This is a genomic window from Paenibacillus spongiae (assembly GCF_024734895.1).
Classification (GTDB): Bacteria; Bacillota; Bacilli; order Paenibacillales; family Paenibacillaceae; genus Paenibacillus_Z; species Paenibacillus_Z spongiae.
Genome location: NZ_CP091430.1, coordinates 466,355 through 492,504 on the forward strand (window position 1 = coordinate 466,355; position 26,150 = coordinate 492,504).

A 26,150-nucleotide genomic window follows, 5' to 3' on the forward strand; every position below is an offset into this window, starting at 1 on the left:
AGGATAACCAATTATGATCAAACAACTGTTCAAACAGGTGCAGGGCACCCGCAAGCTGTTCGCGGCTAGCGTAATCATCGGTGTGGCAGGCGGCTTGCTGCTGATTGTTCAAGCGATCTATATGGCAAGAGTTACGAACGGGGCTTTCCTCGGCGGGCAAAGCTTGGCTGCGCTGCTGCCTGCGCTGTACGTGCTGCTTGGCGTTATCGGACTCCGAGCCGTCCTGCAGGCAGCAGGCGACTATGCGTCGACGCAGATGGCGCAGCGCATCAAGAGCGATCTGCGCCTCCGGCTGGTCCGCAAGCTTGCCGAGCTGGGACCCGATTACGCGAAGGGCGAGCGGAGCGGGGAACTGATCAACACGGTCTATGAAGGCGTGGAGCAGTTGGAAAATTATTTGGCGAAGTATTTGCCCCAAGTGGCGCTCTCTACGTTCATTCCCGCTGCCGTGTTCTTCGTCGTAGCGGGAACGGACTGGTTATCGGCGGTTATCTTCGCAGTGACGCTGCCGCTGCTGGTCATCTTGATGATTCTGATCGGCAAGGCGGCGAAGGCGAAGACGGACCGCCAGTTCCAGCTGCTTGGCCGGCTTGGCGGGCACTTTCATGAGATGCTGCGGGGCTTGCCGACGCTGAAGATGTTCAACCGCAGCCGGGCGCAGATCGACATCATTGCGCGGATCAGCGAAGAGCACCGGCGCTCGACGATGGGGACGCTGCGGCTGGCCTTTCTGTCCGCGTTCGTTATGGAGCTGTTCGCGTCATTAAGCACCGCTATCGTAGCCGTGTTCCTCGGCCTGCGTCTTATTGAAGGCGAAATCGGCTTCGAGCACGCCTTCCTGGTGCTGCTTCTGGCTCCCGAGTTCTATAATCCCGTCCGGACGCTGGGGACTCAATTTCACGCCGGGATGAACGGCGTGACGGCAGCGGGGCGAATCTTCGACATCTTGAACACGGAACCTCCGGGATGGGTCGAGAAGGAAGGGGCCGCCGTATTGCCGCCGAAGCCGGAAGGATACCGCATCGTATTCGAAGGCGTCACCGTCCAATATGCCGGCGAAGCCCGTCCGGCGCTGTCCGATATTTCGCTCACGCTCGAACCGGGCGAGCGGATCGCCTTGGTCGGACCTACCGGGGCAGGGAAGAGCACGCTGCTGGATCTGCTGCAGGGCTTTATCAAACCTGCTTCGGGGCGTATTCTGGTTGACGGTATCGATCTGTCGCAGATCTCCATGTCATGGTGGCGGAATCAGCAGTCGGTATTGTCGCAGCACCCCCATCTCTTCCACGGGACGATAGGCGACAACATTCGAATCAGCAAGCCGGATGCAAGCGGAGCGGAGGTAGCCGCGGCGGCGGAGGCCGCTCAGGCGGCTGCTTTCATTCAGGCGCTGCCGCGGCAGTACGACACGCCGCTCGGGGAATCGGTCAGGCTGTCCGGCGGACAGGCGCAGCGGATCGCGATCGCGCGGGCGCTTCTGAGAGAGGCGCCTCTGCTCATGCTGGATGAACCGACGGCGGGACTGGATCTCGCCAATGAAGCGAATATCACAAAGACACTTGAACCGCTGCTGCGCGGGCGCATGTCCATTACGGCAGCGCATCGGCTGAGCACGATTCGCGCGTCGGACCGGATCGTCGTACTGGCCGGCGGACGGATCGTCGAAGCCGGTACCGCGGATGATCTGGCTGCAGCCGGCGGACTGTATGCCGATATGTTAGCGGCTGCGCGAGCGGATGAGGATGCAGCTGCGGAGCGCAGAGACGCGGAATACATTCCGGCGGCCGATCATATGCGTCAGCGGTCGGAAGAAGGTGCGAGGGCTCTGCCTCCTGCTGCGGGTATAGCATCGCCGGCAGATGCCGCACCTGTCAGAAGACGGAAGACCTTCGTCCGCCTGCTGCAATTCGTCCGTCCTTACAAGTGGTGGACGCTGCTCGCGATCCTGCTCGGATTCGGAACCGTCGCCACTAACGTCGGTCTGATGGGAACGTCAGGCTATCTGATTGCCAAGGCTGCGCTGCGGCCGGAGACGGTTCTGCTGCTCTACGTCCCGATTGTCGGCGTGCGTTTCTTCGGGATTGCGCGGGGGGTGTTCCGTTATGTGGAGCGGCTCGTTTCCCATGATCTCACCTTCCGCATTCTGAAGCGGCTGCGGGTATGGCTGTACGAACGGCTGGAGCCAAGAGGGGTGCAGCTGCTTGAGAACAAACGAAGCGGCGATTTGCTGGGCTCTGTCATCAGCGATGTGGAGCAGCTGCAGAATTTATATCTGCGCGTCATCGCGCCGCCGGTTGTTGCCGCTCTGACCGTGCTGCTCGGATTCGTATTTATGGCGAATTATGATCTGCGGCTGGGCATGCTGCTAGCAGGCATGCTGCTCACGGCGGGGGTTGTCATTCCATGGCTAAGCCACCGGATAGGGAGCAGCGGCGGAAGGGACTTCGTGCAGGCACGATCGGAAATTTATGAACAAACCTCCGACTTGCTGACGGGGCTGCCGACGTTGATTCTGTACGGGCAAGCGCAGAATATGGAAGAACGCATTCTTACGATTCAGCGCCGCTTGGATGCCCATCAGACGAAGCAGAACCGGATCTCGGCCTTCACGGGAGGCTCTATGTCCCTCTTGACGCATTTGACCATGTGGCTGATGCTGCTTGCCATTATCCCGCTTACGATATCGGGCCATATCGACAGCTACATGATTCCCGCGCTGGTGCTCGCCTCGTTCGCCTGCTTCGAAGCGGTCATGCCGCTTCCGCTGTCGTTCCAGCTGTTCGGGCAAACGATTTCCGCCGGCGACCGGCTGTTCCGGCTGGCCGATGAAGCCGGCGATCAGGCACAATTGGTCAAACCGGCCAAACCGACCAATCCGGCCAAACCGGCCAATCCGGCTCCGGCTTCGGAGGAAGTGTCTGAAGCGGGTGAAGCCGATGTAAGGTGGCAGGCGCAGGTAAGCGGATTGTCGTTCCGTTACGCGCCCGAAGAGCCCTACGCGCTGCGTGATCTGTCGCTAACGCTCGTTCAAGGGAAGCAAATTGCGATCGTTGGCGAAAGCGGCGCCGGGAAGAGCACGCTCCTGCAGCTGCTGATGAAGCTGCGGTCTTACGAGGAAGGCTCCATTGCGATTAATGGAACGGAGCTGCGCGATATCGCCGGCGAGTCGGCTCGGGCTCAATTTGCGGTCGTATCGCAGAATGTGCAGTTATTCAACGCGACGGTAGCCGAGAATTTACGGCTTGGCCGTCCTGAGGCGTCGCTCGATGAGCTGCGTGAAGCAGCCCGTGTGGCGAGAATTGACGAGACGATCGAGCGGCTGCCGGAAGGCTACGATACGATCATCGGCGAATGGGGAGCGAAGCTGTCCGGAGGAGAGCGGCAGCGGCTTGCGCTGGCGCGGGCGCTCGTCCGGGAGGCCCCGGCAATTCTATTCGACGAGCCGGGGACGGGGCTTGATCCGTTAACCGAGCAGGCCTTTACCAGCCATATAGAACCGCTGCTCGGCGAGAAAGCGGTCCTGTGGATTACGCATAAGCTGACAGGTCTGGAGCGAATGGACGAAATCATCGTTCTTCAGAACGGGACGGTAGCGGAGAGAGGCGCGCATCAGGAGCTGCTGGAGCGTCACGGCGTCTATTGGAAGCTGTGGAAGCTGCAGAGGGACCGGGAGCGGACGCGCGAATTGGCGGAGGTTCGTTAGGACAATCAGCGCGACTTCCAAACGATCGTCATATAGCGAGTGAAACGACAAGAGACCTGCCGGAGTTACTTCCGGGCAGGTCTCTTGCGTCTCAACCGTTACTTGGCCGGCACTAGGCGCGCCTGTTCGTTCAGCTTGAGCAGATTCTCGAACCTTTCAATTTTCGAACCGGCTCCGTTCTTAGCGGAAGCCCCAGCCCATTCTCCATCAGCTTGATTTGCTGGCTGAGGTTCGACTGGGTCGTGCGCATCTTCTCGGAAACCCGCGAGAAATGCAGCTCTTCGCAGACGGCGATAAAATATTCCAATTGTCTAAGCTCCATACGAACCTTCTTTCGATGATAATCATCGTTTTTACTTATCATTATAATCGGAAAAGCGAGATTGTTGGTTCTCCTTGGATGGGGTACACTTATCTTGTCAACATAATCCTAAACGAATAAATAAAAAAGGAGGAATTTTTATGTCCCAAAGCATTGTGAATACCGGTAAATCGGTCCGTCAAATGGTACTGCATCAGGCTCAATCCATTCCTGAGGAGCTGTACGACGTTCAGCCGGCCCCGTTCAACAATACGATTCGCTGGAATATCGGGCATATCGTATACTGTCTGGATCATTTTCTCTCCATGAGCTTCAAATCCGCTTCTCAGCTTCCCGCTTCCTATGCGGGTCTGTTCAATACCGGAACGAAGCCGGCGGATTGGACGGCCGCGCCTCCAACCAAGGAAGAGCTCATTCAACAATTGTCGGCGCAGCTCAACGGCATCTCGGAGATCTCCCCGGATAAGCTGGAGGAGAAGCTCGGAGCCCCGGTCCAAATGGGGCCGTTCCGGTTCGAAACCGTCGGGGAGCTGGTCAATTTCGCTTTCATTCACGAAGCGATGCACTTCTCGGCGATCGGATGCTTATCGAAGGCCGCTCAGCATAAGCAGTAAGGCAGCGATCTGTGAAACGCATTAAGCCGTTAGAGAGTCCGGGCTCTCTAACGGCTTTTCGGCATGCAAGCATAAGGGCGGTTCTTCATTCGGGCGTGCATGAGATAATAAGTTTGTTATTGGCACACCCTATAACTCTGTGAGCTATGCAATTCGCAGAAGGAACCGCTGGAAGGCTCAAATCCCGCAATTTGGGGTAATGACGAAACAAATAGGATCTGGAGGTGGCCGTCATGACAGAAGAAGCCAAGCAAACGAATGGTGAAGCGGGAGACGAAATTGTGGCGCAGAAGCAGGGAAACAGCTATGTGCTCATTGGAGCAGGAGACATGCCGATCGGTGAGATGACGTACAAGCTTGTGGATGTGGATACCTGGCTTATCGATCATACGCATGTCGATCCGCAATACCGTGGACGCGATCTGGCCCGTAAGCTGCTCGATTTGGTCGTCCATGATGCAAGAGAGCAGGGGAGAACCATCATTCCTTCCTGTTCCTACGCGCTTGCCCAGTTTAAGCGGTATCCCGAATATGAGGATGTCTGGAAGAAGACGGATACAAGCTATTCGGACCCTTACAGCTCGGGAAGTATTGCCGGACCGTAGTCTTGATGCACAAGGCGCAAGATTCCCGCAGCACCGCCGAAGCGACGGTATTTGGGCCGTTTCTTCGGCGTGCGGGGGGTTCTGTCATAACCGCTAATAAGGGCACATAGGATTCATTGAAAGCCTATCAGTCCGGCAATGCTAGTGACCTTATTTCTTATGAGAGAGGTGTGGTTATGCAGAATTCGTTTTCGTCTGGCCCGCAGCCCGATCCGAACGATGTGCAGACGAACAAAGTGATGGCGGTGCTGGCCTACATTCTGTTCTTTGTTCCGCTTCTGGCCGCCAAGGATTCCCCGTTCGCGATGTATCATGCCAATCAAGGACTGGTGCTGTTCTTGGCGGCGGTAGGGGTAAATATTGTGCTGAGCATTATACCTATCATAGGCTGGATTCTTCTTCCCTTCGCGAATTTGGCTATCTTCGTCTACATCATTATCGGGATTATTAATGCGGCTAACGGCCGAATGAAGCCGCTGCCGTTCATCGGAACGGTTTCGATTATAAAGTAGACGCGGCACGGGCAATGCCAGGCATAAACAAGAGACCACAAGCGGGTCTCTTTTTCATTATTCGGCTGGCTGAGGGAATATTGCATGACCGGATACATTCGGCCATAATACTCCTAACTGCATGGGGTTTAATTACTATGGAACCGGAAGGGGGAAGACGCCATGATGGTGGAGACGGAGAGGCTTATCTTGAGAGAGTTTACACATGGTGATGCTGCGGCTGTTCATGAATATGCATCCGATCCTGCTGTAGTCAGGCATATGAGCTGGGGACCCAATACGGAGGAAGAGACGCTGGATTATATTCATCATATGATGGAGACACAAAGCCGCAAACCTCGGGTTGAATTCGAAATGGCCGTAATACTGAAGGAGACGCAGGCATTAATCGGCGGCACCGGCATATTCGTCCATTCACCCGGTCAGGGAGAGATCGGCTACTGCTATTACCCGCTCTACTGGGGGCGCGGATACGCAGCGGAAGCGGCTGCGGCATTGCTGCGATTCGGATTTCAAGAGCTGGGTTTTCACCGGATCTTTGCAACCTGCCGGCCGGACAATGCAGGCTCGACCCGAGTCATGCAGAAGCTCGGGATGAAGTATGAAGGGCACTTGCGGGGGCATATGCTGCATAATAAGCAGGGAAGATGGCTCGATTCCCATCAGTATTCGATTCTGAAGCCGGAGTACGAGCAGCTTCAAAGCTCGCTTGACCAGGCGTAGCATATAATCGGAATGTAAAGACTCCGGGACGGACGGGTTGGACCGGCTCGCTGCAAGACGGGTTTGGTTGGAATATGAGCAGTTTCTAAAGTTGTTTCATCTGACGTAACTTATACGTCATTAAAAGACCGTGCCTCCTATCCGGGCACGGTCTTTCGCATGGCTGAAGCGGAGCGTTTATAAGACGTCTGATCCGCGACCCGGGAACCGCTGCGCGCGTCTACACCGGGACGGCCTTGCTGCCCTTCTCCATGGCCGACTTGCAGAGCGGACAGGGCTTGGATGTCAGATGCGCTTCTTTATACGGGTCTATTCTGGTCCAAGCGATGCATGGCGGGCTGGTGCAAACCCATGCCAGAACGGTTTCGGTCTCTCCTGCAGGCTTGGAACCGGGGCTGGAAATATGCCGGCCCGTCTTCGTATGGACCGACTTAGGCGAAGCTGAGGGACCCGCTGCTTGTTGGAAGGCAGCCAGAACGAATTGCGAAATAGCGGCTTTCTTGCCTCTGTATTGAGAAGGGGAGCTAATGAACAACTCCTCCCGGGCACGGGTAACGGCCACATAAGCAAGACGCCGCTCCTCTTCCAATGCGACCGAGCTGATTGGCCTGCTGCCCGTCCTCGTGAAGACATCCTTCATCCGGTCGGTATCCAGAGCCGAGCTGTGCGGCAAGCTGCCATCGGAAGCCCCGATCAAGCAGACGACGGGGAATTCCAATCCTTTGGAACGATGGATCGTCATCAATGCAATGCGATTGCCCTGCTCCTGCAGCTTCTGGCGGGTATTATCGCTGTTCTTGGCCACTACGTCATCGATGAACGCTATGAAAGCCTCGACCGTATCGAAGCGCGCGGCGGAAGCTTCCAGCTCGTCCAGCAGCTCCTTCAGCATCTCCTTATGCAGCGTTAATTTATGCCGTTCACTAGCTTCCGAATAAGCGTCATAGAAGGTTTTTCGAATGTGTATAATGGCCTGCGCCGGCTTCATGGTTACGAATGACTTGATCAGTGCCAGACGGTCCGTGATCTTGTCCTTCTGGTAATCCTTCAGTTCCGGCAGCGATAACAAATGCACGAGCGGCCCTTTCTTGGGCCTTATCGCTTCCTTCGCGCGAATGATCGCCATTCCCTTCTCGCGATTCAGGTAGAGAGAGGGCAGAATGCTTTCCATCGCATCGAAATTGCGCCGGTTCAAGGAAAGCCGCAGATGGTCGACGACCGGCTTAACGAGCCAATGCTCGTATAAAAGCTGTCCATCACCGAAATCGATATGTGGAATTCCCTTTAGTACGAGCTGCTCCAATATGGCCCGGTTGTTGCTGGATGACCGGTATAATATAGCGAAGTCGCCGTATGTCCGTGTTCCCTGCTGAACCTCCTGGAGGATACGCGTGATGATTTGATCCGCTTCGTCATCCGCCGTATGAGGCCGCATATATTGGGGCTTAACCGCGCTTTCCTTCGTTGCTTGCAAGGTCTTGGGCCGCCGCTCCTTGTTGTGCCGGATAATTTCGTTGCCGAGGCCGACAATTGCTGTGGTTGACCGGTAGTTAATATCGAGCGTAATGACCTTGGCCGACGGGTAGCGCTTCTCAAAATGAAGAATGAATTCGCTCCTTGCGCCGTTAAAGGAATAGATCGTCTGGTCGTCATCGCCGACGACCATTAAATTTTGCCGGGGCTCGGCGATCATTCGGATTAATTCATATTGAAGATGGTTGGTATCCTGAAATTCATCGATCATGACATATTGGAATCGCGTCTGCAGCGACCGCAGCAGGTCGGACTGCTGCTTCAGCAGCCGATATGCGCTGAGCAGCACATCGTCGAAATCGATCTTGCCGTTCTCCTGCTTCCAATCTTCGTAGCGGGCGAAGATGCGCTTGATTTCTTTTTCCCCGTCCGTTGCTTCCGGCAGCTCGTCCAGACCGACAAGGTTCATCTTATAGGAGGATAGAAGAGCGAGCAGCGTTTCCGGCTGGTAAGCGTCCTGCTGCAGGCCCAGCTCCCGCATAATTTGTTTTAGCAGAATATGCTGCCGCCGGGTTTCATGAAAGATATCCAGCTGATTGCCGTGCCTGCGGATCAGCTGCAGGAAGAAGGAGTGAAAGGTCCTGGCCTGAAGCTGATGGACAGCCGAGGCGTTTAGACCGGGCAGACGGGCAATGCGCTCTCTCATCTCGGCCGCCGCTTTGGTCGAGAACGTCAGGAGCAGAATAGCGCTCGCCGGGATGCCGTGGACCGCGAGCAGATAGCCCGTCCGGCAGATTAAGACGGATGTCTTGCCCGAGCCGGCTCCTGCCAGCGTCAGCAACGGACCCGTATGATGCCGTACCGCTTCCAGCTGCGGCTTATTCAACGTCAACCCGCTCTGCTCCAAAGTACGGAAGAAGCCGGCATCCCGATCCTGCGCATTATTCCGCTGCGCGGCAATGTTTGGGGATGCTATTTCCGCATGCGGGATAGCCGAGCCGGCCGTTCCGGAGGGCAGGGATGTGAAACGATGTATGCTACTCATGGAATTCACCTTCTCGTTATGCTTTAGCTGATTCAGGAGAAACAGCGGACTTCGTAAACGATCTATATTCGAACAAAATCCCCCAGCAGATTGCTCAGGGGGGAAGGTGGATAGCAGGCAAGGGGCGATTGGTTAAGTCATGGGGGCAGCAGCTGCCGCTGACATGCTCCAAGGCTGTGCGCGTGTTTGGGAATGAGGTGCGTGTCCCGTACTCGGCCTGCTGTAACGGTAAAAAACGGCGTTACAGGGGCTCAGGGCGCCGGAGCGCGATCTGTAACGCCTATTTCCGGCGTTACAGGAGCAGCATGGGGTGCGCATCTCGGGTTTTGCCCGCTGTAACGGTAAAAAACGGCGTTACGGGGGTTCAGGGCGCCGGAGCGCGAGCTGTAACATTTATTTTCGGCGTTATAGAAGCAGAATGGAGTGCGCCAACGCCCGCGGCTTCTTTGTTTGATCAGGACCGCCAGCCGGATGCAGCCTCGCTTGAAAAATCAATGGAGTCTATTGTATCAAACTAGGGACAGATTGAGAAGATTGGCGGGGCGGATAGACAAGCAATCAATGAGAATAAGAATTTTTCTCAATTAATATTGAAATGGATTAACAGTTCATGATAGTATACATTGGCATGATATTGAGAATCACTATCATTTAAGTTTTAGAGGGGTGTACGAATAAGATGAAAATATCTCGAAAATGGGCCTTGTATGCCAGCTTGTCATTGCTAGCCTTCACAGTCGCGTGCAGCAATCAGCCGACGGCGAACGAAGCGAACCAAACGAACGAATCGAACGAAACGAAAGGGAATGCCGCCAACGAAAAGCAGGATGAGACCAATAAGCCTGCTGCGGATGGAGTGACGGCGATCGCGGTCGACGAAGCGAAAGCGGCCGAGCTGCAAGCTCAGTTCGGTCAAGAAGCGCCGGCCAAGGTGGTCAGCGCATCGGTCGCCATCTCCGAGATTCTGGACGTGCTGGGCGTTATGCCTATCGGCGTTCCCACGTCTACGGTCGAGCTCCCGGCGGCATTCAAGGACGTGCAGCGAATCGGGTCGGCGCTCAAGCCTGACGTGGAGCAGGTGACGAAGCTTCAGCCGGATCTGGTTCTCGGTCCGGAGTCGATCAAGGACAGCCTGGAGAAGCAATTTAAACCGGCTTCATTAAAGACCGCATACATACCGTCGGACTCGCTGGAAGAATTAAAGCTCTCCATGGTCGTTATGAGCCGGGTCTTCAAGCAGGAGCAGAAGGCCAACGAGTTTCTGGCGAACCTGGAGAAGCAAGAGAGCGAAGCTGCCAAGCAGGCGGAGGGCAAGACGGCGCCGAAAGTCATGCTTCTGTTCGGATCGGCCGAATCCTTCATGCTCATGAACGAGAATACGTTCCCGGGCAGCATCGCTAAGAAGCTGGGCGCATCCAACGTCGTATCGGATGTGCTAAAGTCCGACGAAACGTACGTCATGCTCAATATGGAGAATGTGGTTGCCGCCAATCCGGATGTGATTCTGCTCGTATCGCACGGCGATCCGGATACGGCAATCAAGAAATTCGAAGAGGATGTCAAGAAGAACGGGGCATGGGACAAATTGAATGCCTTCAAGAACGGCAAAGTATCCGCGCTTGACTACAATTTGTTCGGCGTTGCCTCGCTTGTCAAAGCCGCGGATGCTTACAAAGAAATGACGACTAAATTGTATCAATAACGTAAACGGCTGTCCGTGTTTCGTTCGTTGAACTGGGGGAAGGCAAGTGCTGGAGCATAAGAGGTCAAAAGGATTCGCAATCGGGATGACGTTCATGCTGCTGTTGGCGGCCATGATCTTGTCCGTAGGGCTCGGGAGCGTGCGATTTTCACCTGTTGAGATTGTGAGCGCCCTGTTCGGCCGCGGCGGCGACGTATCGGATACCATTCTATGGGACATCCGGATCCCCAGAGTCATGCTGGCCGTGACGATCGGCGCGAACCTGGCGATTTCCGGCGCACTGCTCCAAGCGGTCATGCATAATCCGCTCGCGGATCCGGGCCTTACCGGGGTGTCCAGCGGCGCCGCCGTGTCCGTGCTGTTCATTCTGCTGGTCGTTCCCAACTACTCTTCGTTCATTCCGTTCGCGGCTATTGCCGGCGGCACTGTGGCGGCGGTCATGGTGTATGCGCTGGCATGGAAGAAACGGGGGATTACGCCGATCCGGGTTATTCTGTCGGGGGTAGCCGTAAACTCGGTATTCGGGGGAATCATCGGATTGCTCTCCATCTTGTACAGCGACAAGCTGCCAGCGGCTCTGCAGTGGTTAAACGGCAGCATGACCGGCAAAGGAATCGGCGATGTCGGCGTCATGCTTCCCTATTCCATCGTCGGATGGATTGCGGCGCTGTTCTGCATCCGGCAAGCGAATATTTTGCGCTTGGGGGAGCAAGCGGCGCTCAATCTCGGCGAGAATATTAACCGGATTCGAATTGTATTATCGTTCATCGCGGTCTACTTGGCCGCCGTATCGGTATCGACCGTCGGTATGATCGGCTTTGTCGGTCTGGTCGTTCCGCATATGGCGCGCATGCTTGTCGGGTCCGATTACCGGAGCCTGCTGCCGATGAGCATCGGCTTGGGCGCGCTTGTATTGCTGCTCGCGGATACCGTGGGAAGGACATTCTTCGCTCCGCTGGATATTCCGGCGGGTATCGTCATGGCGGTCACCGGCGGGCCTTACTTTCTATACTTGATGAGAAAAGGTGATGTTTAACATGCTTCAAGCCGAAGCCTTAACGATCAGTTATGACGGCAACAAGATTGTGAAGAACTTCACCCTGCAAGTCAATGAAGGCGAGATCGTCTCGATTATCGGGCCTAACGGCTCCGGCAAGTCTACCTTGCTGAAAGGAATATCGAGATTGATTCCCTGCGAAAGCGGCCGAGTTCGTATCGCCGGACAAGAGCTCCGGTCCATGCAGAACAAGCGGATTTCCCAGATCATGTGCATCTTATGCCAATCCAATCAAACGCCGGCCGACATGACCGTCGAGGAGCTCGTATCTTACGGACGGCTTCCTCACAAGAAGTGGTACGAGCGATTGTCGATGGAGGATTACGAAATCGTCGATTGGGCGATCGAGCAGACAGGGCTTGCGGCGTTCCGCAAGCGGCTGGTCGTTTCCCTCTCCGGAGGCGAGGCCCAGCGCGCCTGGATCGCCATGGCGCTGGCGCAGCGGCCCAAGGTGCTGCTGCTCGACGAGCCGACAACGTACTTGGATATCGCGCACCAGCTGGAAGTGCTGGAGCTGGTCCGGACCGTCAACCAGGAGCTGGGAATAACCATCGTCATGGTGCTTCATGACCTGAATCAGGCGAGTGCGTACAGCGATAAAATCTGCGTGATCCAGAAAGGCAGCCTGGCACTGACAGGCAAGCCCCGGGACGTATTGACGCGGGATATGATTCGCTATGTATACGGTGTGGAGGCGGAGGTCGAATTTGTGGCCGATGCCGCGTTCCCCCGGATTCATCCGCTCAAGAAAGCCCAGCCGATGGCTCATTAATTAGTGGAGGGATATGCCGTGAAGCAGATCGATACGGAAGCAATGAAGAAGAAATTTACGGATTTCGTAGAGAGCCGGAAGACGCTGGTCATTAGCAGCCTGGACGAGAACGGGAATCCGTTCGCCAGCTACGCGCCTTTCGTGAAGATGGACGGGAAATTATACATCTATATTAGCCGAATATCCGATCACTACCGCTATGTGGAGGAGAGCAAACGGATATCCGTCATGCTTCTTGCGGACGAGTCGCAGTCGCCGAATACGTTCGCCCGCGAACGCGCAAGGTGGGCCTGCTCAACGGCAAACCTCGGCAACGAAGGTCATGACGAAGTGTTCGCGCTGTTCAATGAATCCTTCGGCAGTAAGATGATGGATATGCTGCGGGGGCTGGATTTTTCACTATTCGAGCTAACCCCGATTGAAGGCCGTTATGTCGTGGGCTTCGGGCAAGCCTTCGATGTGGATCTGTCGGGCGACCGGTTCGAGCATGTCGTGATCGATAAGAAAAAATAAACGCGAGAGGTGTGGATACGAATGTCGTTTGAAGCGGTTTATCCGGTATGGAGAACGGTACGCGACCGTTTTCAGAAATCGATGCAGGGCTTGAAGGAAGAAGAGCTCAACCTGAAGCTTTCCCAAGATACATCCTCCATCGGATTCATGCTGCGCCATAATGCGGAAGTGGAGTATATGTTCGCGGATTGGTTTTTCAACAGCAGCACGCCTGCCGATATCGCATTCATCACAAGCGGACCGTCCAAGGGAGATTCGACCTTCACGGGACTGCAGGAGATGCTGGCCTTCTCCGAAGCGTCCGACGCCTATTTGTCCGAGGCGATGAGACGGCTGCCTGATGAGGCATGGGATCAACCGGTATCCTCGCCGATCGGCACCTCTACTCCTCGTGAAGCATTGGGACGGGTGCTGTATCATACCGGGCTGCATGCGGGTCAGATTGCCTTGATTCGCAAATGTTCGGCACAGCCATCCAATCCCGCCTAGCGGAAAATGAATAGGAATAAGAAGAGAGCTCCGCGCGGGTGGTGCTCTCTTTGCGTTTATTCTCGGCGGAAATGTGCCGTTATGCGGAGGATATGGCCGGAATTTTTCGAATGCCCGCATTGGATTTCATGTCAGTATGGCTGAGAACGGCTTATCCGTTCTGAGGCCGACAGGGACGGTTTTCCATCTCCTTTCAGGTTCGATATACTTATAGATACCGAATCCATCGGGAATACAACTGGAGGTTTCTAACTTGACTAACATTGAAATGATGCAGCGTCGGAACGAGATTTTGAAACGGAATATCGGCAGTTTGATCCTGAAGGATAACAAGCATGGGCTGAACGGTCAAGAAAATTATTTCTACAACAGCCTGATCAAAGAACTGCACATGAGCGAATCGCAATTAAACAACATTCGTAATCGATCGTAACGTATAACGTTTGTCAGAACTCCCCTAGTGGCCGGAATGGAATGACTGCCGGACAAGGGTTCCATAGCGTGCATGGATGAACAAGGATACCGTCAGATGCGCCGGAGGGCGCTCTTGGCGGTGTTTTTTGGTTGATACCTGATGCAGCGGAACGATAGAATGGTAGCAATGGAATCATGTTTCGATAATAAAACCGGAAAGGACGTCTGTCGCCGCCATGCGAGAAATCGATGAAGCACAGCTGCGTGCAATCGCCAGCAGCGCAAACGGTCATGAAGCCGTATTCTTCTACACCCCCTTGTGCGGTACCTGCAAAATCGCGGAACGGATGCTTGACATTATTGAAGCGACCTCCGCTTCGATTCCGATGTACAAACTGAATATTAACTATTCGCCGGCGATGCGCGAGGCATGGAAAATAGCCAGTGTTCCCTGTCTGGTGCTGCTAAAGGACGGCCAGCCGATCCGGAAGGAATATGCGATGCAATCGGTGGATTATTTGTACGGGATGATGAAGGGGCTGAATTAGGTGGTTTACTTATAAGCCGAAAAGGTGAAATAATGGGTTGTGGGTAAAACTGGATTTTAAGATGGTAATGAGGGAGGAGTGTTCCTGTGAGCACAGAATTAGCTGCTGCTTATGTCTGGCATTCACCGCTTGAAACGCCTTACATTATTGCCGGTTTCCCTTGGCTTCAAGCCGAGGGCAAGTACCGCCGTCTTCCTATCGAACCTGCTTTCCCGCTGCCTAGCGCAGTCGACAACCTGGCGAACCATACCGCAGGCGGGCAGATTCGGTTCAGAACCAATTCGCCGAAGCTGGCGATCAAGGTCCGCTTGGCCGGACCGGCCTACATGTATCATATGGCGGCTACCGGACAGTGCGGGTTTGACTGCTACGAGGAACTGGATGGAACGCTGCATTACCGCAGCACGGCCGTTTTCGATACGCAGGCCTTGGAATACGAGGCGGTATTGTTCGAAGGCGGTTCCGCCGAAACCCGGACGATCGTATTGAATTTTCCGTTGTATCAAGGCGTGGAGGAAGTGTCGGTCGGCCTGGAAGCGGGCGCTTCCGTCGAGGCTCCGCCGGCATACGACCCCGGTACGATTCTCGTGTACGGAACGTCGATTACACAGGGAGGCTGCGCTTCCAGACCGGGCCTGTGCTATACCAATGTGCTGAGCCGAAGGATCAACAGGGCATTCGTGAACCTCGGCTTCTCCGGGTCCGGCAAGGGCGAGCCGGAGCTGGCGCATATCCTGGCGACGATTCCCGATCCGGCATGCCTTGTGCTTGACTATGAAGCGAACAGCGTTTCACCGGAGCTGTACGCGCAGACGCTGCCTGAATTTATACGGATTTACCGCGAAGCTCACCCCAAGGTGCCTATTCTGGTGCTTTCGCGCATTTATTTTGCCAAGGAGCTGTTCGACGCCGCATCGCGGGAGATGCAGGAAACCCGAAAGCGGATGCAGATGGAATTGGTCCACTCGCTGCAGAATGCGGGAGACCGGAACATCCATTTTTACGACGGCGAGAAGCTGCTGTCCCGCCACGCCCAGGAATGCTGTGTCGACGGGGTTCATCCCACCGACTTGGGCTTCATGCAGATGGCGGATAACCTGGAGCCGGTGCTGCGCAGGCTGATCAGCCGGGGCTAGCGGGCACTGGAACATTGCGAGCGGAGCGAAGACGGAATAGCCTTACGGGTGCTTAGTGCCTGTAGGGCTATTTTTCATTGTGACCGACCGTGAACAACAGCGACCGTAAGACTATTCGCCTTGCGGGGACTTTGTGAAGACAGGGTCTGATTCTGCACCAATCCAGGCCGTGTACGTACAATAACCTATACGTGAAATTACGCTCCCGGGAGTTGAAGGCCGTGATTATTGTCGCAAACATGAGTACGGAACAACTGAATGAGCAGCCCTTCTCGCAGTTTGAACAAGAGGTCGTGCAGAAGAAGGAAGACAGCCCGGTTGTATATCGTTACCCATCGCTCGAGGCTTTGAAATTTGAGCTGAAGCTGCGGGCGAATATCGTGCAAGCCGCGAAGGATTTGTACGCAAGCAGGGTCGATTTTGCCGTGTTCAGCAAATCTCGGAGTAACGAGCAGTTCTGGACCCGTACGCCGGAGGGCGGGTTCCGGCTGAATAGCGGCGTCCGGCCTTCCGACGGCATTAACGATATTTATCGGAACGGCCGGATGTATGCGTTCGAATGCGCGACGGCGATGGTGATTCTCTTATATAAGGCGGTGCTCGATACGATCGGCGAAGATGCGTTCAACACGCATTTTCAAAACCTGCTCTTATACACATGGCAGTACGACGATGATTTGCGCTTAATATCCGTCGATAACAAGAATGAAGCGTACTTGGGCGATATTCTCTATTTCATGAATCCCGACTATAACCCGCAGACGCCCGAATGGCAGGGGGAGAACGCCGTCATGCTTCCCAACGGATTGTTCTACGGCCACGGCATCGGGATTAAGACAGCGGAGGAGATGATCGCTTCTCTGAACAGAAGACGGATCCCCGGAAGCGATGTATCCGCTTATCTGTCGGACGAGGTGGTGCATCCCGATTTCGAGCATATCCGAAGGCTGGCGTCAAGCGAAAACGCCCACTCGGAGCGGGAGAAGCAGCGGCAGCGGAGAAACGCGATTGTGGTTCGAATAGGGAATTCGCCTTACATGCAGGTATTCGACGGATGAACGGACAATGCGGGATGAAAGCCGGCTGGATCGGACGTCTTCCTATTGACAGACTCGCGAAGCATAACGTACCCCTAAAAGGGGGACAATGGTCGGAGTGAATGCAAACCGTAGGAAAGTGGCGTGAGTGCACTTGGAGACGAAATTTTCGAAGGAAACCCGGTGCTTTAAAGTTTCCCGGGTGTTCCCGACAGATGTGAACAACCACAACACCTTATTCGGCGGCAAGCTGATGTCCTATATCGACGATATCGCTTCGATCTCCGCGTCCAAGCTGTGCCGCGTAACGGCTGTTACGGCTTCCACCGATTCCGTCGATTTCCTTCAGCCCATCCGGCCGTCCGATTCGGTATCGCTGGAGTCGTTCGTAACATGGACGGGCCGAACTTCTATGGAGGTTTTCGTGAAGGTCATACGGGAAGACCTGCTGAGCGGGGAGCGTAAAATAGCCGCGACCGCCTTCCTTACCTTCGTCGCGTTGGATAAGAATAACAGGCCGATTCCCGTGCCGCAGGTGGTCCCGGAGACGGAAGAGGAGCGCAAGCTGCACGAAACGGCTGAATACCGCACGAAGATGAGAAAAGGACGACGGGAAGAAAGCAAGAAATTCGCGGATTACCTGCTGACGCAATATCCGTGGGAGTAGGCGTAAACATGTGAAACGGGAGTGCCTTGTCAGAGGCCTCCTTTTTCTTATTTCAGGGTGGAGCGGTATGGCGAACAATAAACCGCATTCAAGATTAATAGGGCCAATGATCGGCCATTCACCATATTAACAAAGAGCCGTCGCACTAGTTCGGACTCATAGTAATTTATAACAATTCCACTTCGCCTGTATGCCTGGTTTTCTGCTTTCATTATGAGCAAAACCCCTGTAATGACAGGCATTGCACGATTGCGAATATATTCACAAACTTATGATGAAAGAGTTTTCATCGACAAAATTCGATAATTCCCGTTGACAAAAGAAAGCGATTTATTTAAGATCAGATCAAATAGATCTCACATAGATCTAAGATAGATTTAAGATAGATCTAATAATTTATAGCACTCGAATATGGAATGATGACCGATCATGGAACGCTCTTTTATTAGTGGGAGGGAAGCGTAAGAATGAATGACCGAATTTATGCCACTTATCTCATTGAAACGCCTTATTCGCTCGAGAAAGCGGCCGCCGTCATGGCGGGCGAGCAGTCTACGGGCACCTTCATCGCCGTTCCTGGAGAAACGCCGGAGTTGAAAGCGCTGCATGCCGCACAAGTGGTCGGCATCGAAGCGCTGGGCGAGTACGATTCCCCCTCATTGCCGGGGAGTTATCTTCCGCCTGGCAGCGGCAAGCCGATCTACAGAAGAGCATTGGTCAAGCTGTCCTTTCCGCTTCATAATATCGGGCCGTCTCTGCCGAATCTGCTGTCCACCGTCGCCGGGAATTTATATGAGCTGCGGGAATTTTCGGGACTCCGGCTGGTGGACCTCGAATTGCCCCAGGCTTTCGGCGACCGCTATCCGGGACCGAAATTCGGCATAGAGGGGACGAGAAAGCTTGCCGGCGTCTACGGCCGTCCGCTTATCGGGACCATCGTCAAGCCGAGCATCGGGCTGCCGTTGTCCGAATACGGACCGCTCGTCCGCGAGCTGGCGGAGGCTGGACTGGATTTCGTGAAGGACGACGAGCTGTGCGGGAATCCGCCATATGCATCGTTCGAACAGCGTGTTCAAACCGTAATGGCCGAGATCGAACGGGCAGCCGACCGCACAGGCAAGAAACTGATGTACGCCTTCAATATTACAGGCGATATCGACGAGATGAAGCGAAACCATGATATCGTCCTCCAAGCAGGGGGCACCTGCGTGATGGTCAGCATCAACAGCGTCGGCTTGCCGGGCGTCGCCCACCTTCGTCAGTACACGGAGCTGCCGGTTCACGGGCACCGCAACCAATGGGGGGCTATGACCCGTTGCCCGCTGCTCGGAATGAGCTTCTCAGCTTATCAGAAGATGTGCCGCCTGGCAGGTGTCGATCACCTTCATACGAATGGCCTGGACAGCAAATTCTCGGAAAGCAACGATTCGGTTGCGCAATCGATTCAAGATTGTTTGACGCCGATACTGGGCGGATACACGGTCATGCCGGTGCTGTCCTCGGCGCAATGGGCAGGCAGCGCGATCCCGACGTATGAGGCCGTCCGATCGCTGGACTTGATTCACTTGGCGGGAGGAGGCATTCTCGCTCACCCGGGCGGAACGGCCGAAGGCGTTCGCAGTATGCAGCTTGGCTGGGAAGCGGCCGTTCAAGGGATCGAATTGAACGCGTACGCGAAGTCACATCCCGAGCTTCAAGAAGCGATCCGGGTATTCGGCAAGAAGTAACATCATCCTTGGAGGATATCGAACATGAGTGAAAATAAGCTTCTACTCGCCTTCTACGGCGATGATTTTACGGGATCGACCGATGCTATGGAGGCTTTGGCGCGAAGCGGGTACCGTACGGTATTGTTTCTCGAAGCGCCGACTCCGGGTATGCTGCAGCGGTTCGAAGGCATCCGCTGCGTCGGGGTCGCCGGCACCAGCCGGGCCAAGGCGCCGGCTCCATTAGCGGAGGAAGTCCGGCCGGTGATGGAGCGTCTGTCTCGGCTGGGTGCGCCGATCGTGCATTATAAGACCTGTTCGACGTTCGATTCATCGCCTGAATTCGGCAGTATCGGCGAAGCGATCCGCGTATCGCGCCATTTCTTCCCGGGTCAGGATACCGTTCCTCTCCTGGTCGGCGCTCCCGCGCTGGGACGGTATACGCTATTCGGCCAGCACTTTGCGCGAATGGATGGACAGGTATACCGCTTGGACCGCCATCCGGTCATGTCGCGTCACCCCGTCACTCCGATGGGCGAAGCGGATCTGCGGCTCCACCTGCAGAAACAGCTGGGCGAAGAAGTCGCTCTGATCGACATTCTGGAGCTTGCAGGCGAGCCGGAGCTCGTGAGCGGGCGCTATCGCGAGAAGCTGAAGGAGAAGCCGCCTGTGCTGCTGTTTGATGTGCTGGATGAAGAGAGGCTTTCCCTTAGCGGTCGATTGATATGGGAGGCTTCAGCTGACGGGACGCGGCTTGTGGTCGGTTCGTCCGGCGTCGAATATGCCTTGACGGCATACTGGGAGCAAGCCGGCGGAGCGGCCGGGCAGACGGCTCATGTAACGGAGGCTGCGCCGGCAAGCCGTATTCTGGCGGTATCCGGCAGCGCCTCCCCGGTCAGCCAGCGCCAGATCGAAACGGCGATCGGGCAAGGCTTCCACGGCATCCGGATTACGCCGGAGGCTGTAGCGGATACGGACAAGCTGCCGCAGGAGCTGCTCGATCAAGCCATCCGCCTGTTGAACGAAGGGGAGAGCGTCGTGCTCTACACCGCGCTCGGTCCCGAAGACGAGGCGATTGCGGCGACCCGGGAGCTATTCCGCGCCAATGGCATCGAGAGCTCTCGAACCGGAGAGCTCATTGGCCGGCAGCTGGGGCGCTGGACGAATCATATTATGCGCGAAGCCGGCTTGCGCCGAGTCGTTATCGCAGGTGGGGACACGTCCGGATTCGTCACGAGCGAGATGGGGATTTACGGATTGGAGATGCTGCTGCCTATATCTCCAGGCGCTCCGCTGTGCAAGGTGTACGCGCATGACGGCTTTATGGATGGCGTGGAGCTTGCCCTGAAGGGCGGACAATTCGGAAGCCCCGATTATTTTGCCAAGGTTAGGGATGCCGCATCGGAATAATTACCCTATAATTATTCCAACTATGAAAGTGAAAGGGGAGCTATGGGATGGATGAAATGAAAGAGACAGGTGCGGCTCCATTGTTGAAAGACGTTGCCTACACGGAAATCAAGGAACGGATCCTGGAGGAAATATTCGAACCGGGCCGGTTTCTATCCGAGCGGGAGCTGATCGAGCTGCTGCAGATGAGCAAAACACCGATCAAATCGGCTCTGACCCGTCTGGAGGCGGAAGGCTTTGTCACCGTATCTTCCAAACAAGGGATTATTATCAATGATCTCGCGCTGGACCGTATTATCGATATTTACGACCTTCGGACCGCGCTCGAAACCTTCAATGTGGAGCAGATCTTGGGAAGGCTGACCGGAGAGCAGAGCTTGAAGCTGCTTGCCAATCTTCAGGAAACCGAAGAGATCGTCCAGCGTCTCGATGTGAAGGCATTCGCCAAAGCCGATCATAAGTTTCATTTGCTTATCTGCTCGTTTACGGGCAATCAGGAAATTTACCGGGTTCTGCTTAATTATCAGGATCACCTGCTGCGGATTACACTCCGTCATCTTCGGAAGGACCCGCACAGAATGGAAGTGTTCTGGAAGGAACACTGCGTCATCTATGATCATCTGAAGGCAGGCAGCAAGGATTGCGTCGGCTATATGCGGGATCACCTTCAAGATTCCAAGCAAAAGTTATTCAGATAAAAGGAGTACCAGAGAGAAAGAGTGGAGGAAATTGTGATGAAAGCTGTATATGTGGAGGATGCTTCTAAGGTCGTCGTAAGAGAGGTCGGTATTCCCGAGCTCGGCCCTCTTGACGTGCTTATCAAGGTTAAGGTTGCCGGGATTTGCGGCTCGGACATTCATACGTACAAGGGGCTGCATCCCTTCCGCAAGCCTCCTGTCATTATCGGCCACGAAATTGCCGGCGAGGTGGTTCAGGTCGGAGAGGCGGTTACCAAGTTTGCGCCGGGCGACCGGGTAACGGTAGAGCCGCAGACGGGATGCGGTACATGCGATTATTGCTTATCGGGCAAAGTAAATTATTGTGAAAATCGCGGCGCGCCGGGAATCGGCAGCTGGTACGGCGCGATGGCGGAATATTTTGCGGCGCCGGAGCAGACGGTATTCAAGCTCCTGGACGGGATGGACTACGAGCAGGGCGTACTGGTTGAGCCGTTTGCCGTAGGTGTCCACGCGGTTCGCAAGGCCGGCATTCAAGTAGGCGATAAGGTCGCGATTCTGGGAGCAGGCCCGATCGGGCTGCTGGCCATGGCTGCGGCGAAGGCGGCCGGCGCGACTACACTGCTAGTTACGGATGTCATGGATTATGCGCTGGAAAGCGCCGGCAAGATGGGGGCGACGCATACCCTCAATATTAGAGATAACGCGGAGTGGACGCAGGAAGCCAAGTCGGCTGTCGGAGCAGCATTCGATAAAGTGCTGGTGGCTGCGGGCGTTCCGGGCATTATCGACCAAGGCTTGGCCCTTCTTCGCAAAGGCGGCCGGATCGTTACGATCGCCATGTTCCATGGCACGCAGACGTTCGACATCCACAATTTGCAGAATCAAGAGAAGGAAATTATCGGCTGCATGACGTACAACCGGGAGGATACCCTTGCGGCAATCGATCTAATTGCAGCCGGCGCGGTCAAGAAGGATGTCATTATTACGCACCGTCTGCCTTACGAGCAGGCTGCGGAAGGCTTCCGGTTAGTGGATAAGAAGGAAGACCGTTCAATGAAGGTTCTCATTACTTTTTAAGCTATTATTCGGATAAAAGGGGGCAGTCGGCTTCACACCGCCGCGTCGTGAAGCCGAACCGACCTCAATACTAGATATAATCAGACAACTGGGAGGCAGTACTCATGTTAAAGAAAATAGCTGTGGTCACAATGCTGGTTGTGCTTCTTGTAAGCGCTGTAGCGTGTGGGAACAAGGGGGATGGCGGCAATGCCGCAACCGGCGGTAACGGAGGTACGGAGAAGAAGGTCAAGCTCCGTCTCGGTCATATTACCGGTGAATCCGATGCTTGGCACAAGGGTGCCCTGAAGTTCGCCGAGCTTGTGAAGGAAAAGACGAACGGAAGCGTGGAAGTGGATGTATTCCCAAGCTCTACCTTGGGTAATGACCGCGACTTGATCGAGGGCATGCAGCTTGGTTCCGTCGATTTCGCACTGGTGGCAGGCGTACTCTCCAATTTCTATGAGCCTTACTCCATCTTGGAACTGCCATACTTGTTCCGTGATCAAGAGCATATGGAGAAAGTGCTTTATGGCGAAGTAGGCACGAAGATGAAAGAGGATTTATTGACGAATGCACAGGTTCGCGGACTCGAGTTCTGGGTAAGGGGACCGCGCGAGCTGACAGCAAATAAAAAGATTGCGAAAGTGGAAGACTTAAAGGGATTGAAAGTCCGTGTTCCTGAGATTCCGGCATCGATTGCGGCATGGAAAGCGATGGGCGCTTCACCGACTCCAATGGCTTTCGGCGAAGTGTACTCTTCCCTGCAAACAGGCGTTATCGACGGCCAAGAGAATCCGTTCGCTCTCATTGCAAGCAATAAGATTCAAGAGGTTCAAAAATATTTGATGATGACCAACCACGTCTATGGCTATGTCATGCTGACCATGAGCGACATCACGTATCAGAAGCTGTCGAAGGAGCAGCAGCAAGCCATTGAGGAAGCGGCCAAGGAAGCGACGCAATTCGAGAATGACCTTGTCGCCGAGCAGGAAGAGGTCCTTCTGAAGCAGTTGAAGGATGCTGGGATGGAAGTCGTTGAAGTGGACACCGCGAAATTCGCGGAGAAAGCGAAGACCGTTCACGAGGAATTCGCGAATAAATACGGCAAAGAATTGTACGACAGCATCGTTAACACGAAATAATCCACAGGCAGATAGAGCCGGTATCCGTTAGATCCGAATCGATACCGGCTCTCCTATGCTTACGAGCTCAGCATGAGAGAAGTGAGACGATGGATGCCGTCGAACAGGAGGAATAACCGAATGCAGCCCGTTATGAAATGTATTGATTTCATGAACAAAGTGGTCGGTATCATAGTTGGACTTATGCTTGCAGCCATGTCCATTATCATTATCGCGCAAATCATATGCAGATTTGTAATCGACTACCCGTTAACCTGGTCGGAGGAAGCGGCTCGCTATTTAATGGTCTATACCGTCTTTCTTGGAGCCTCGCTGGCCTTGCGCAACCATAGAATGATTGCCATTGAAGTGGTGATGGAGAAGGTGAAGCCTAGCGTGCGTAAGGTGCTAAAAATAGCCGTTATGCTCATATCTATTGTTTTCTTCATCATTCTATTGGTTCAAGGCATCGATATGCTCGAGGTTGTAGGACGTCAAATGTCCGCAGGGCTTGGAATATCCATGGATATTCCGTATATGGCGATTCCGATCGGCGCGCTGCTTATGATAATTAACGCAATAGCCGTTATTATCGAGCTGCTGACGACCGATCATGTTGAAACATCCGAGGTTGAAGAAGCGCTTAGAAAGGGGGAGCACATCTAATGGGTGTTATACTATTCGTTTTTCTCCTTCTGTTCTTTGCGCTGGGCGTTCCAATTGCAATATCGATGGGTCTTGCGTCCGCGGTAGCGATCTGGTGGGACGGCGGTACGCCGCTGATCGTTCTTGTGCAGCGGTCTTTCACCTCCATAGACTCATTCCCTATTATGTCCATTCCGTTCTTTGTTCTTGCGGGGATATTGATGGAGTACGGCGGGATTTCACGGAGACTTGTCGCGTTTGCCAATGCGCTCACCGGCCATTTTTCCGGCGGCCTGGCTATCGTTACCGTCGTGACCTCGATGTTCTTCGCCGCGATTTCCGGTTCAAGTGCGGCAACAACGGCTGCGCTGGGCAGTATTCTGATTCCGGCGATGATCTCCCGGGGCTATCACCGCAACTTTACCGGTGCCGTACAGTCGGTATCCGGCGAGCTGGGCGTTATTATTCCGCCGAGTATCCCGTTGATCCTCTACGGTATCTCGACGGAAACATCGATCGGCGACCTGTTCATGGCCGGTTTCATACCTGGTGTTCTAATCGGATTATCCTTAATCACGACGATCTTGATTATCGCGAAGAAGCGCAAGTATGCCAAAGAAACGAGAAAGTCCGGAGCCGAGCTCTGGAAGGCGTTCAAGGAATCCTTCTTCGCCCTGCTCATGCCGGTCATTATTCTCGGCGGCATCTATGGCGGATACTTCACGCCTACTGAAGCGGCCGGGGTAGCGGTAGGCTATGCCTTCATCGTCGGCGTGCTCGTGTACCGTGAAATTAAATTGAAGCAGCTGATGAACATTCTGACGCAATCCGTCATTACGACATCGGCGATCATGTTCATTCTGGCGAGTGCCGGATTGTTCGGGTGGATCTTGACGCGTGAAGGCATTCCGCAGGATGTGGCCCAATTCTTCATCGGGATTTCCGATAGTCCGATCGTGTTCCTGCTGCTTGTCAATCTGTTTCTGCTTGCGGTCGGCATGTTCATGGAGACGAATGCTTCGATTATCATTTTGGCTCCGCTGCTGGCGCCGGTTGCGGTACAGCTTGGCATCGATCCGGTTCACTTCGGGATCATTATGATCGTGAACCTGGCGATCGGCATGTGTACGCCGCCGCTAGGGATCAATTTGTTCATATCCGCGCAGATTGCCAAAATCAATCTGGGGCAGATTACAAAAGGGATGCTGCCGTTCTATGTCGTGTTGATCATCACCTTGATGATGATTACCTTCATCCCGCAAATCAGTATGCTCATCCCTAATCTGCTTAAGTAACAGCCGGGTTGATGAGTACGTACAACAAGCAGCAAACGAAGCTCTCGATTGCTTCGTACAGGTTTTCTTAAGAATGGCTGCGATGCGGCCATTCGGCTTGTCACGGCCCGGATGCGCTTATGTCGGATAGGGACGCCTGTCCGGGGGTGACAAGGCTAGTTCAGGACAGACCGGAGGGAATATCGCATTATGCCGCATATAGAGCGTGTAAGAAAAGAACTGCAGCATACAGGCAAGTATATGATGGAATATGAGCTTGCATGGGGAAATGCGGGCAATATCAGCGCCCGGACCGAAAACGATCGATATTTGATTACCGCCAGCGGGACATTCCTCGGTGAGCTGGACAGCCCGGATCTGATCGAATGCGATCTGGCGGGCCGCTCGTACGGTACGGAAGGCCGGAGGCCTTCGAAGGAAACGCCGATGCACCGGGCCGTGTATGAGAACCGCCCAGAGATTGGCGCCGTTCTGCATGCCTCACCTTTCTACAGCACGCTCGTCGCCAGCTCCAAAATCGAAATTCCTTCGAACTGGTTCGTCGAGACGATGTATTATCTGGAGAGGGTGGAGCGCGTACCTTATTATCACCCGGGGTCCGATGCGCTGGGGGAAGGCGTTCGCGAGAAAGTGAAGCTGGCCAATGTGCTGCTGCTTGAAAATCATGGCGTTCTTGTGTATGATACGACAATCCGCGAAGCGCGAATGGCGTTGCAGACGCTTGAGATGGCTTGCCGGATGCTGGTCGTCTCGCAATCCGCCGGGATTCCGATATCCGGATTGTCTGCAGCGACGGAGCGGGACTTCCTAGATAAAGCCGGCTATAAGCCGAGAAGAGTGTGGACGGTTTAGCGACAGCTCTCGCAAAGGGTATACGGAAGCCAAGCGCAGCCTGGCATGCA

General features: G+C 54.6%; 24 protein-coding genes and 1 pseudogene. 23 read left to right on the forward strand and 2 right to left on the reverse strand.

Going from position 1 to position 26,150, the window contains the following annotated elements:
* The first annotated feature begins 13 nt into the window (after positions 1-13).
* A complete protein-coding gene (gene cydD / locus L1F29_RS02065; protein ID WP_258386751.1) occupies positions 14-3,703 on the forward strand; it encodes a thiol reductant ABC exporter subunit CydD in 3,690 nt (1,229 codons plus the stop codon).
* Between the two features lie 181 nt (positions 3,704-3,884).
* Here the strand turns inward: cydD and L1F29_RS02070 are convergent.
* Positions 3,885-4,025 (reverse strand): annotated as a pseudogene (locus tag L1F29_RS02070) (LysR family transcriptional regulator); the annotation flags it as partial.
* A 140-nt stretch (positions 4,026-4,165) separates the two neighbouring features.
* Here L1F29_RS02070 and L1F29_RS02075 point away from each other — a divergent pair.
* The 4 genes from L1F29_RS02075 to L1F29_RS02090 all read left to right on the forward strand — a co-directional run bounded on the left by L1F29_RS02075 (position 4,166) and on the right by L1F29_RS02090 (position 6,479).
* Entirely contained in the window at positions 4,166-4,639 is a 474-nt protein-coding gene (locus tag L1F29_RS02075) for a DinB family protein (RefSeq protein ID WP_258386752.1), read from the forward strand.
* A 233-nt stretch (positions 4,640-4,872) separates the two neighbouring features.
* A complete protein-coding gene (locus L1F29_RS02080) occupies positions 4,873-5,244 on the forward strand; it encodes a GNAT family N-acetyltransferase (protein ID WP_258386753.1) in 372 nt (123 codons plus the stop codon).
* Between the two features lie 176 nt (positions 5,245-5,420).
* Positions 5,421-5,756 carry a magnetosome magnetite crystal formation protein family gene (locus L1F29_RS02085; protein WP_258386754.1) on the forward strand — a complete coding sequence of 112 codons (336 nt, stop codon included), beginning with the start codon at positions 5,421-5,423 and terminating at the stop codon, positions 5,754-5,756.
* Between the two features lie 162 nt (positions 5,757-5,918).
* Positions 5,919-6,479 carry a GNAT family N-acetyltransferase gene (locus L1F29_RS02090; protein WP_258386755.1) on the forward strand — a complete coding sequence of 187 codons (561 nt, stop codon included), beginning with the start codon at positions 5,919-5,921 and terminating at the stop codon, positions 6,477-6,479.
* A gap of 220 nt (positions 6,480-6,699) precedes the next feature.
* Here L1F29_RS02090 and L1F29_RS02095 read toward each other — a convergent pair whose 3' ends face one another.
* Positions 6,700-8,997 (reverse strand): UvrD-helicase domain-containing protein, encoded by a 2,298-nt coding sequence (locus L1F29_RS02095; protein WP_258386756.1) that lies wholly within the window; start codon positions 8,995-8,997, stop codon positions 6,700-6,702.
* 679 nt (positions 8,998-9,676) lie between these two features.
* Between L1F29_RS02095 and L1F29_RS02100 the strand changes: the two genes are divergently transcribed.
* From L1F29_RS02100 to L1F29_RS02185, 18 genes are all read left to right on the forward strand, one after another.
* Positions 9,677-10,699, forward strand: coding sequence for an ABC transporter substrate-binding protein (locus tag L1F29_RS02100; protein ID WP_258386757.1), 1,023 nt, complete (start codon positions 9,677-9,679; stop codon positions 10,697-10,699).
* 85 nt (positions 10,700-10,784) lie between these two features.
* On the forward strand, positions 10,785-11,735 hold the full coding sequence (locus tag L1F29_RS02105) for a FecCD family ABC transporter permease (RefSeq protein ID WP_373876517.1): 951 nt from the start codon (positions 10,785-10,787) through the stop codon (positions 11,733-11,735).
* A gap of 1 nt (position 11,736) precedes the next feature.
* Positions 11,737-12,528 (forward strand): ABC transporter ATP-binding protein, encoded by a 792-nt coding sequence (locus tag L1F29_RS02110; protein ID WP_258386759.1) that lies wholly within the window; start codon positions 11,737-11,739, stop codon positions 12,526-12,528.
* An 18-nt stretch (positions 12,529-12,546) separates the two neighbouring features.
* On the forward strand, positions 12,547-13,041 hold the full coding sequence (locus tag L1F29_RS02115; protein ID WP_258386760.1) for a HugZ family pyridoxamine 5'-phosphate oxidase: 495 nt from the start codon (positions 12,547-12,549) through the stop codon (positions 13,039-13,041).
* A 21-nt stretch (positions 13,042-13,062) separates the two neighbouring features.
* Positions 13,063-13,530 carry a DinB family protein gene (locus L1F29_RS02120; protein ID WP_258386761.1) on the forward strand — a complete coding sequence of 156 codons (468 nt, stop codon included), beginning with the start codon at positions 13,063-13,065 and terminating at the stop codon, positions 13,528-13,530.
* Between the two features lie 253 nt (positions 13,531-13,783).
* Positions 13,784-13,963 (forward strand): hypothetical protein, encoded by a 180-nt coding sequence (locus L1F29_RS02125; protein ID WP_258386762.1) that lies wholly within the window; start codon positions 13,784-13,786, stop codon positions 13,961-13,963.
* A gap of 217 nt (positions 13,964-14,180) precedes the next feature.
* Entirely contained in the window at positions 14,181-14,492 is a 312-nt protein-coding gene (locus tag L1F29_RS02130; protein WP_258386763.1) for a thioredoxin family protein, read from the forward strand.
* A gap of 86 nt (positions 14,493-14,578) precedes the next feature.
* The gene (locus tag L1F29_RS02135; RefSeq protein ID WP_258386764.1) at positions 14,579-15,628 is read left to right on the forward strand and encodes an SGNH/GDSL hydrolase family protein; all 1,050 of its coding nucleotides are present in this window, start codon (positions 14,579-14,581) and stop codon (positions 15,626-15,628) included.
* 221 nt (positions 15,629-15,849) lie between these two features.
* Positions 15,850-16,686 (forward strand): protein-glutamine gamma-glutamyltransferase, encoded by an 837-nt coding sequence (locus tag L1F29_RS02140; RefSeq protein ID WP_258386765.1) that lies wholly within the window; start codon positions 15,850-15,852, stop codon positions 16,684-16,686.
* A gap of 133 nt (positions 16,687-16,819) precedes the next feature.
* A complete protein-coding gene (locus L1F29_RS02145; protein ID WP_258386766.1) occupies positions 16,820-17,332 on the forward strand; it encodes an acyl-CoA thioesterase in 513 nt (170 codons plus the stop codon).
* Between the two features lie 467 nt (positions 17,333-17,799).
* A complete protein-coding gene (locus tag L1F29_RS02150; protein ID WP_258386767.1) occupies positions 17,800-19,059 on the forward strand; it encodes a ribulose-bisphosphate carboxylase large subunit family protein in 1,260 nt (419 codons plus the stop codon).
* A 24-nt stretch (positions 19,060-19,083) separates the two neighbouring features.
* Positions 19,084-20,448, forward strand: coding sequence for a four-carbon acid sugar kinase family protein (locus tag L1F29_RS02155; protein WP_258386768.1), 1,365 nt, complete (start codon positions 19,084-19,086; stop codon positions 20,446-20,448).
* Positions 20,449-20,495: 47 nt separating this feature from the next.
* Positions 20,496-21,146: a GntR family transcriptional regulator gene (locus L1F29_RS02160; protein WP_258386769.1), complete on the forward strand. Its 651-nt coding sequence runs from the start codon at positions 20,496-20,498 to the stop codon at positions 21,144-21,146.
* Positions 21,147-21,182: 36 nt separating this feature from the next.
* Positions 21,183-22,205, forward strand: coding sequence for a zinc-dependent alcohol dehydrogenase (locus L1F29_RS02165; RefSeq protein WP_258386770.1), 1,023 nt, complete (start codon positions 21,183-21,185; stop codon positions 22,203-22,205).
* Positions 22,206-22,309: 104 nt separating this feature from the next.
* Positions 22,310-23,329 carry a TRAP transporter substrate-binding protein gene (locus L1F29_RS02170; RefSeq protein WP_258386771.1) on the forward strand — a complete coding sequence of 340 codons (1,020 nt, stop codon included), beginning with the start codon at positions 22,310-22,312 and terminating at the stop codon, positions 23,327-23,329.
* A 120-nt stretch (positions 23,330-23,449) separates the two neighbouring features.
* Positions 23,450-23,974, forward strand: coding sequence for a TRAP transporter small permease (locus L1F29_RS02175; protein ID WP_258386772.1), 525 nt, complete (start codon positions 23,450-23,452; stop codon positions 23,972-23,974).
* Positions 23,974-25,248, forward strand: coding sequence for a TRAP transporter large permease (locus L1F29_RS02180; protein WP_258386773.1), 1,275 nt, complete (start codon positions 23,974-23,976; stop codon positions 25,246-25,248). Before L1F29_RS02175 ends, L1F29_RS02180 begins: the two co-directional genes overlap by 1 nt.
* 189 nt (positions 25,249-25,437) lie before the next feature.
* Positions 25,438-26,100, forward strand: a complete 663-nt coding sequence (locus L1F29_RS02185) for a class II aldolase/adducin family protein (RefSeq protein ID WP_258386774.1) — start codon at positions 25,438-25,440, stop codon at positions 26,098-26,100.
* Positions 26,101-26,150 lie beyond the last annotated feature (50 nt).

Excerpts from the sequence above, each read along its gene's own strand:
- L1F29_RS02090 (WP_258386755.1), top strand. The coding sequence starts at position 5,919 with ATGATGGTGGAGACGGAGAGGCTTATCTTGAGAGAGTTTACACATGGT.
- L1F29_RS02180 (WP_258386773.1), top strand. The coding sequence starts at position 23,974 with ATGGGTGTTATACTATTCGTTTTTCTCCTTCTGTTCTTTGCGCTGGGC.
- L1F29_RS02095 (WP_258386756.1), bottom strand. The coding sequence starts at position 8,997 with ATGAGTAGCATACATCGTTTCACATCCCTGCCCTCCGGAACGGCCGGC.
- L1F29_RS02075 (WP_258386752.1), top strand. The coding sequence starts at position 4,166 with ATGTCCCAAAGCATTGTGAATACCGGTAAATCGGTCCGTCAAATGGTA.
- L1F29_RS02130 (WP_258386763.1), top strand. The coding sequence starts at position 14,181 with ATGCGAGAAATCGATGAAGCACAGCTGCGTGCAATCGCCAGCAGCGCA.
- L1F29_RS02165 (WP_258386770.1), top strand. The coding sequence starts at position 21,183 with ATGAAAGCTGTATATGTGGAGGATGCTTCTAAGGTCGTCGTAAGAGAG.
- L1F29_RS02160 (WP_258386769.1), top strand. The coding sequence starts at position 20,496 with ATGGATGAAATGAAAGAGACAGGTGCGGCTCCATTGTTGAAAGACGTT.
- L1F29_RS02150 (WP_258386767.1), top strand. The coding sequence starts at position 17,800 with ATGAATGACCGAATTTATGCCACTTATCTCATTGAAACGCCTTATTCG.
- cydD (WP_258386751.1), top strand. The coding sequence starts at position 14 with ATGATCAAACAACTGTTCAAACAGGTGCAGGGCACCCGCAAGCTGTTC.
- L1F29_RS02100 (WP_258386757.1), top strand. The coding sequence starts at position 9,677 with ATGAAAATATCTCGAAAATGGGCCTTGTATGCCAGCTTGTCATTGCTA.
- L1F29_RS02155 (WP_258386768.1), top strand. The coding sequence starts at position 19,084 with ATGAGTGAAAATAAGCTTCTACTCGCCTTCTACGGCGATGATTTTACG.
- L1F29_RS02110 (WP_258386759.1), top strand. The coding sequence starts at position 11,737 with ATGCTTCAAGCCGAAGCCTTAACGATCAGTTATGACGGCAACAAGATT.
- L1F29_RS02185 (WP_258386774.1), top strand. The coding sequence starts at position 25,438 with ATGCCGCATATAGAGCGTGTAAGAAAAGAACTGCAGCATACAGGCAAG.
- L1F29_RS02105 (WP_373876517.1), top strand. The coding sequence starts at position 10,785 with ATGACGTTCATGCTGCTGTTGGCGGCCATGATCTTGTCCGTAGGGCTC.
- L1F29_RS02120 (WP_258386761.1), top strand. The coding sequence starts at position 13,063 with ATGTCGTTTGAAGCGGTTTATCCGGTATGGAGAACGGTACGCGACCGT.
- L1F29_RS02080 (WP_258386753.1), top strand. The coding sequence starts at position 4,873 with ATGACAGAAGAAGCCAAGCAAACGAATGGTGAAGCGGGAGACGAAATT.
- L1F29_RS02175 (WP_258386772.1), top strand. The coding sequence starts at position 23,450 with ATGCAGCCCGTTATGAAATGTATTGATTTCATGAACAAAGTGGTCGGT.
- L1F29_RS02085 (WP_258386754.1), top strand. The coding sequence starts at position 5,421 with ATGCAGAATTCGTTTTCGTCTGGCCCGCAGCCCGATCCGAACGATGTG.
- L1F29_RS02170 (WP_258386771.1), top strand. The coding sequence starts at position 22,310 with ATGTTAAAGAAAATAGCTGTGGTCACAATGCTGGTTGTGCTTCTTGTA.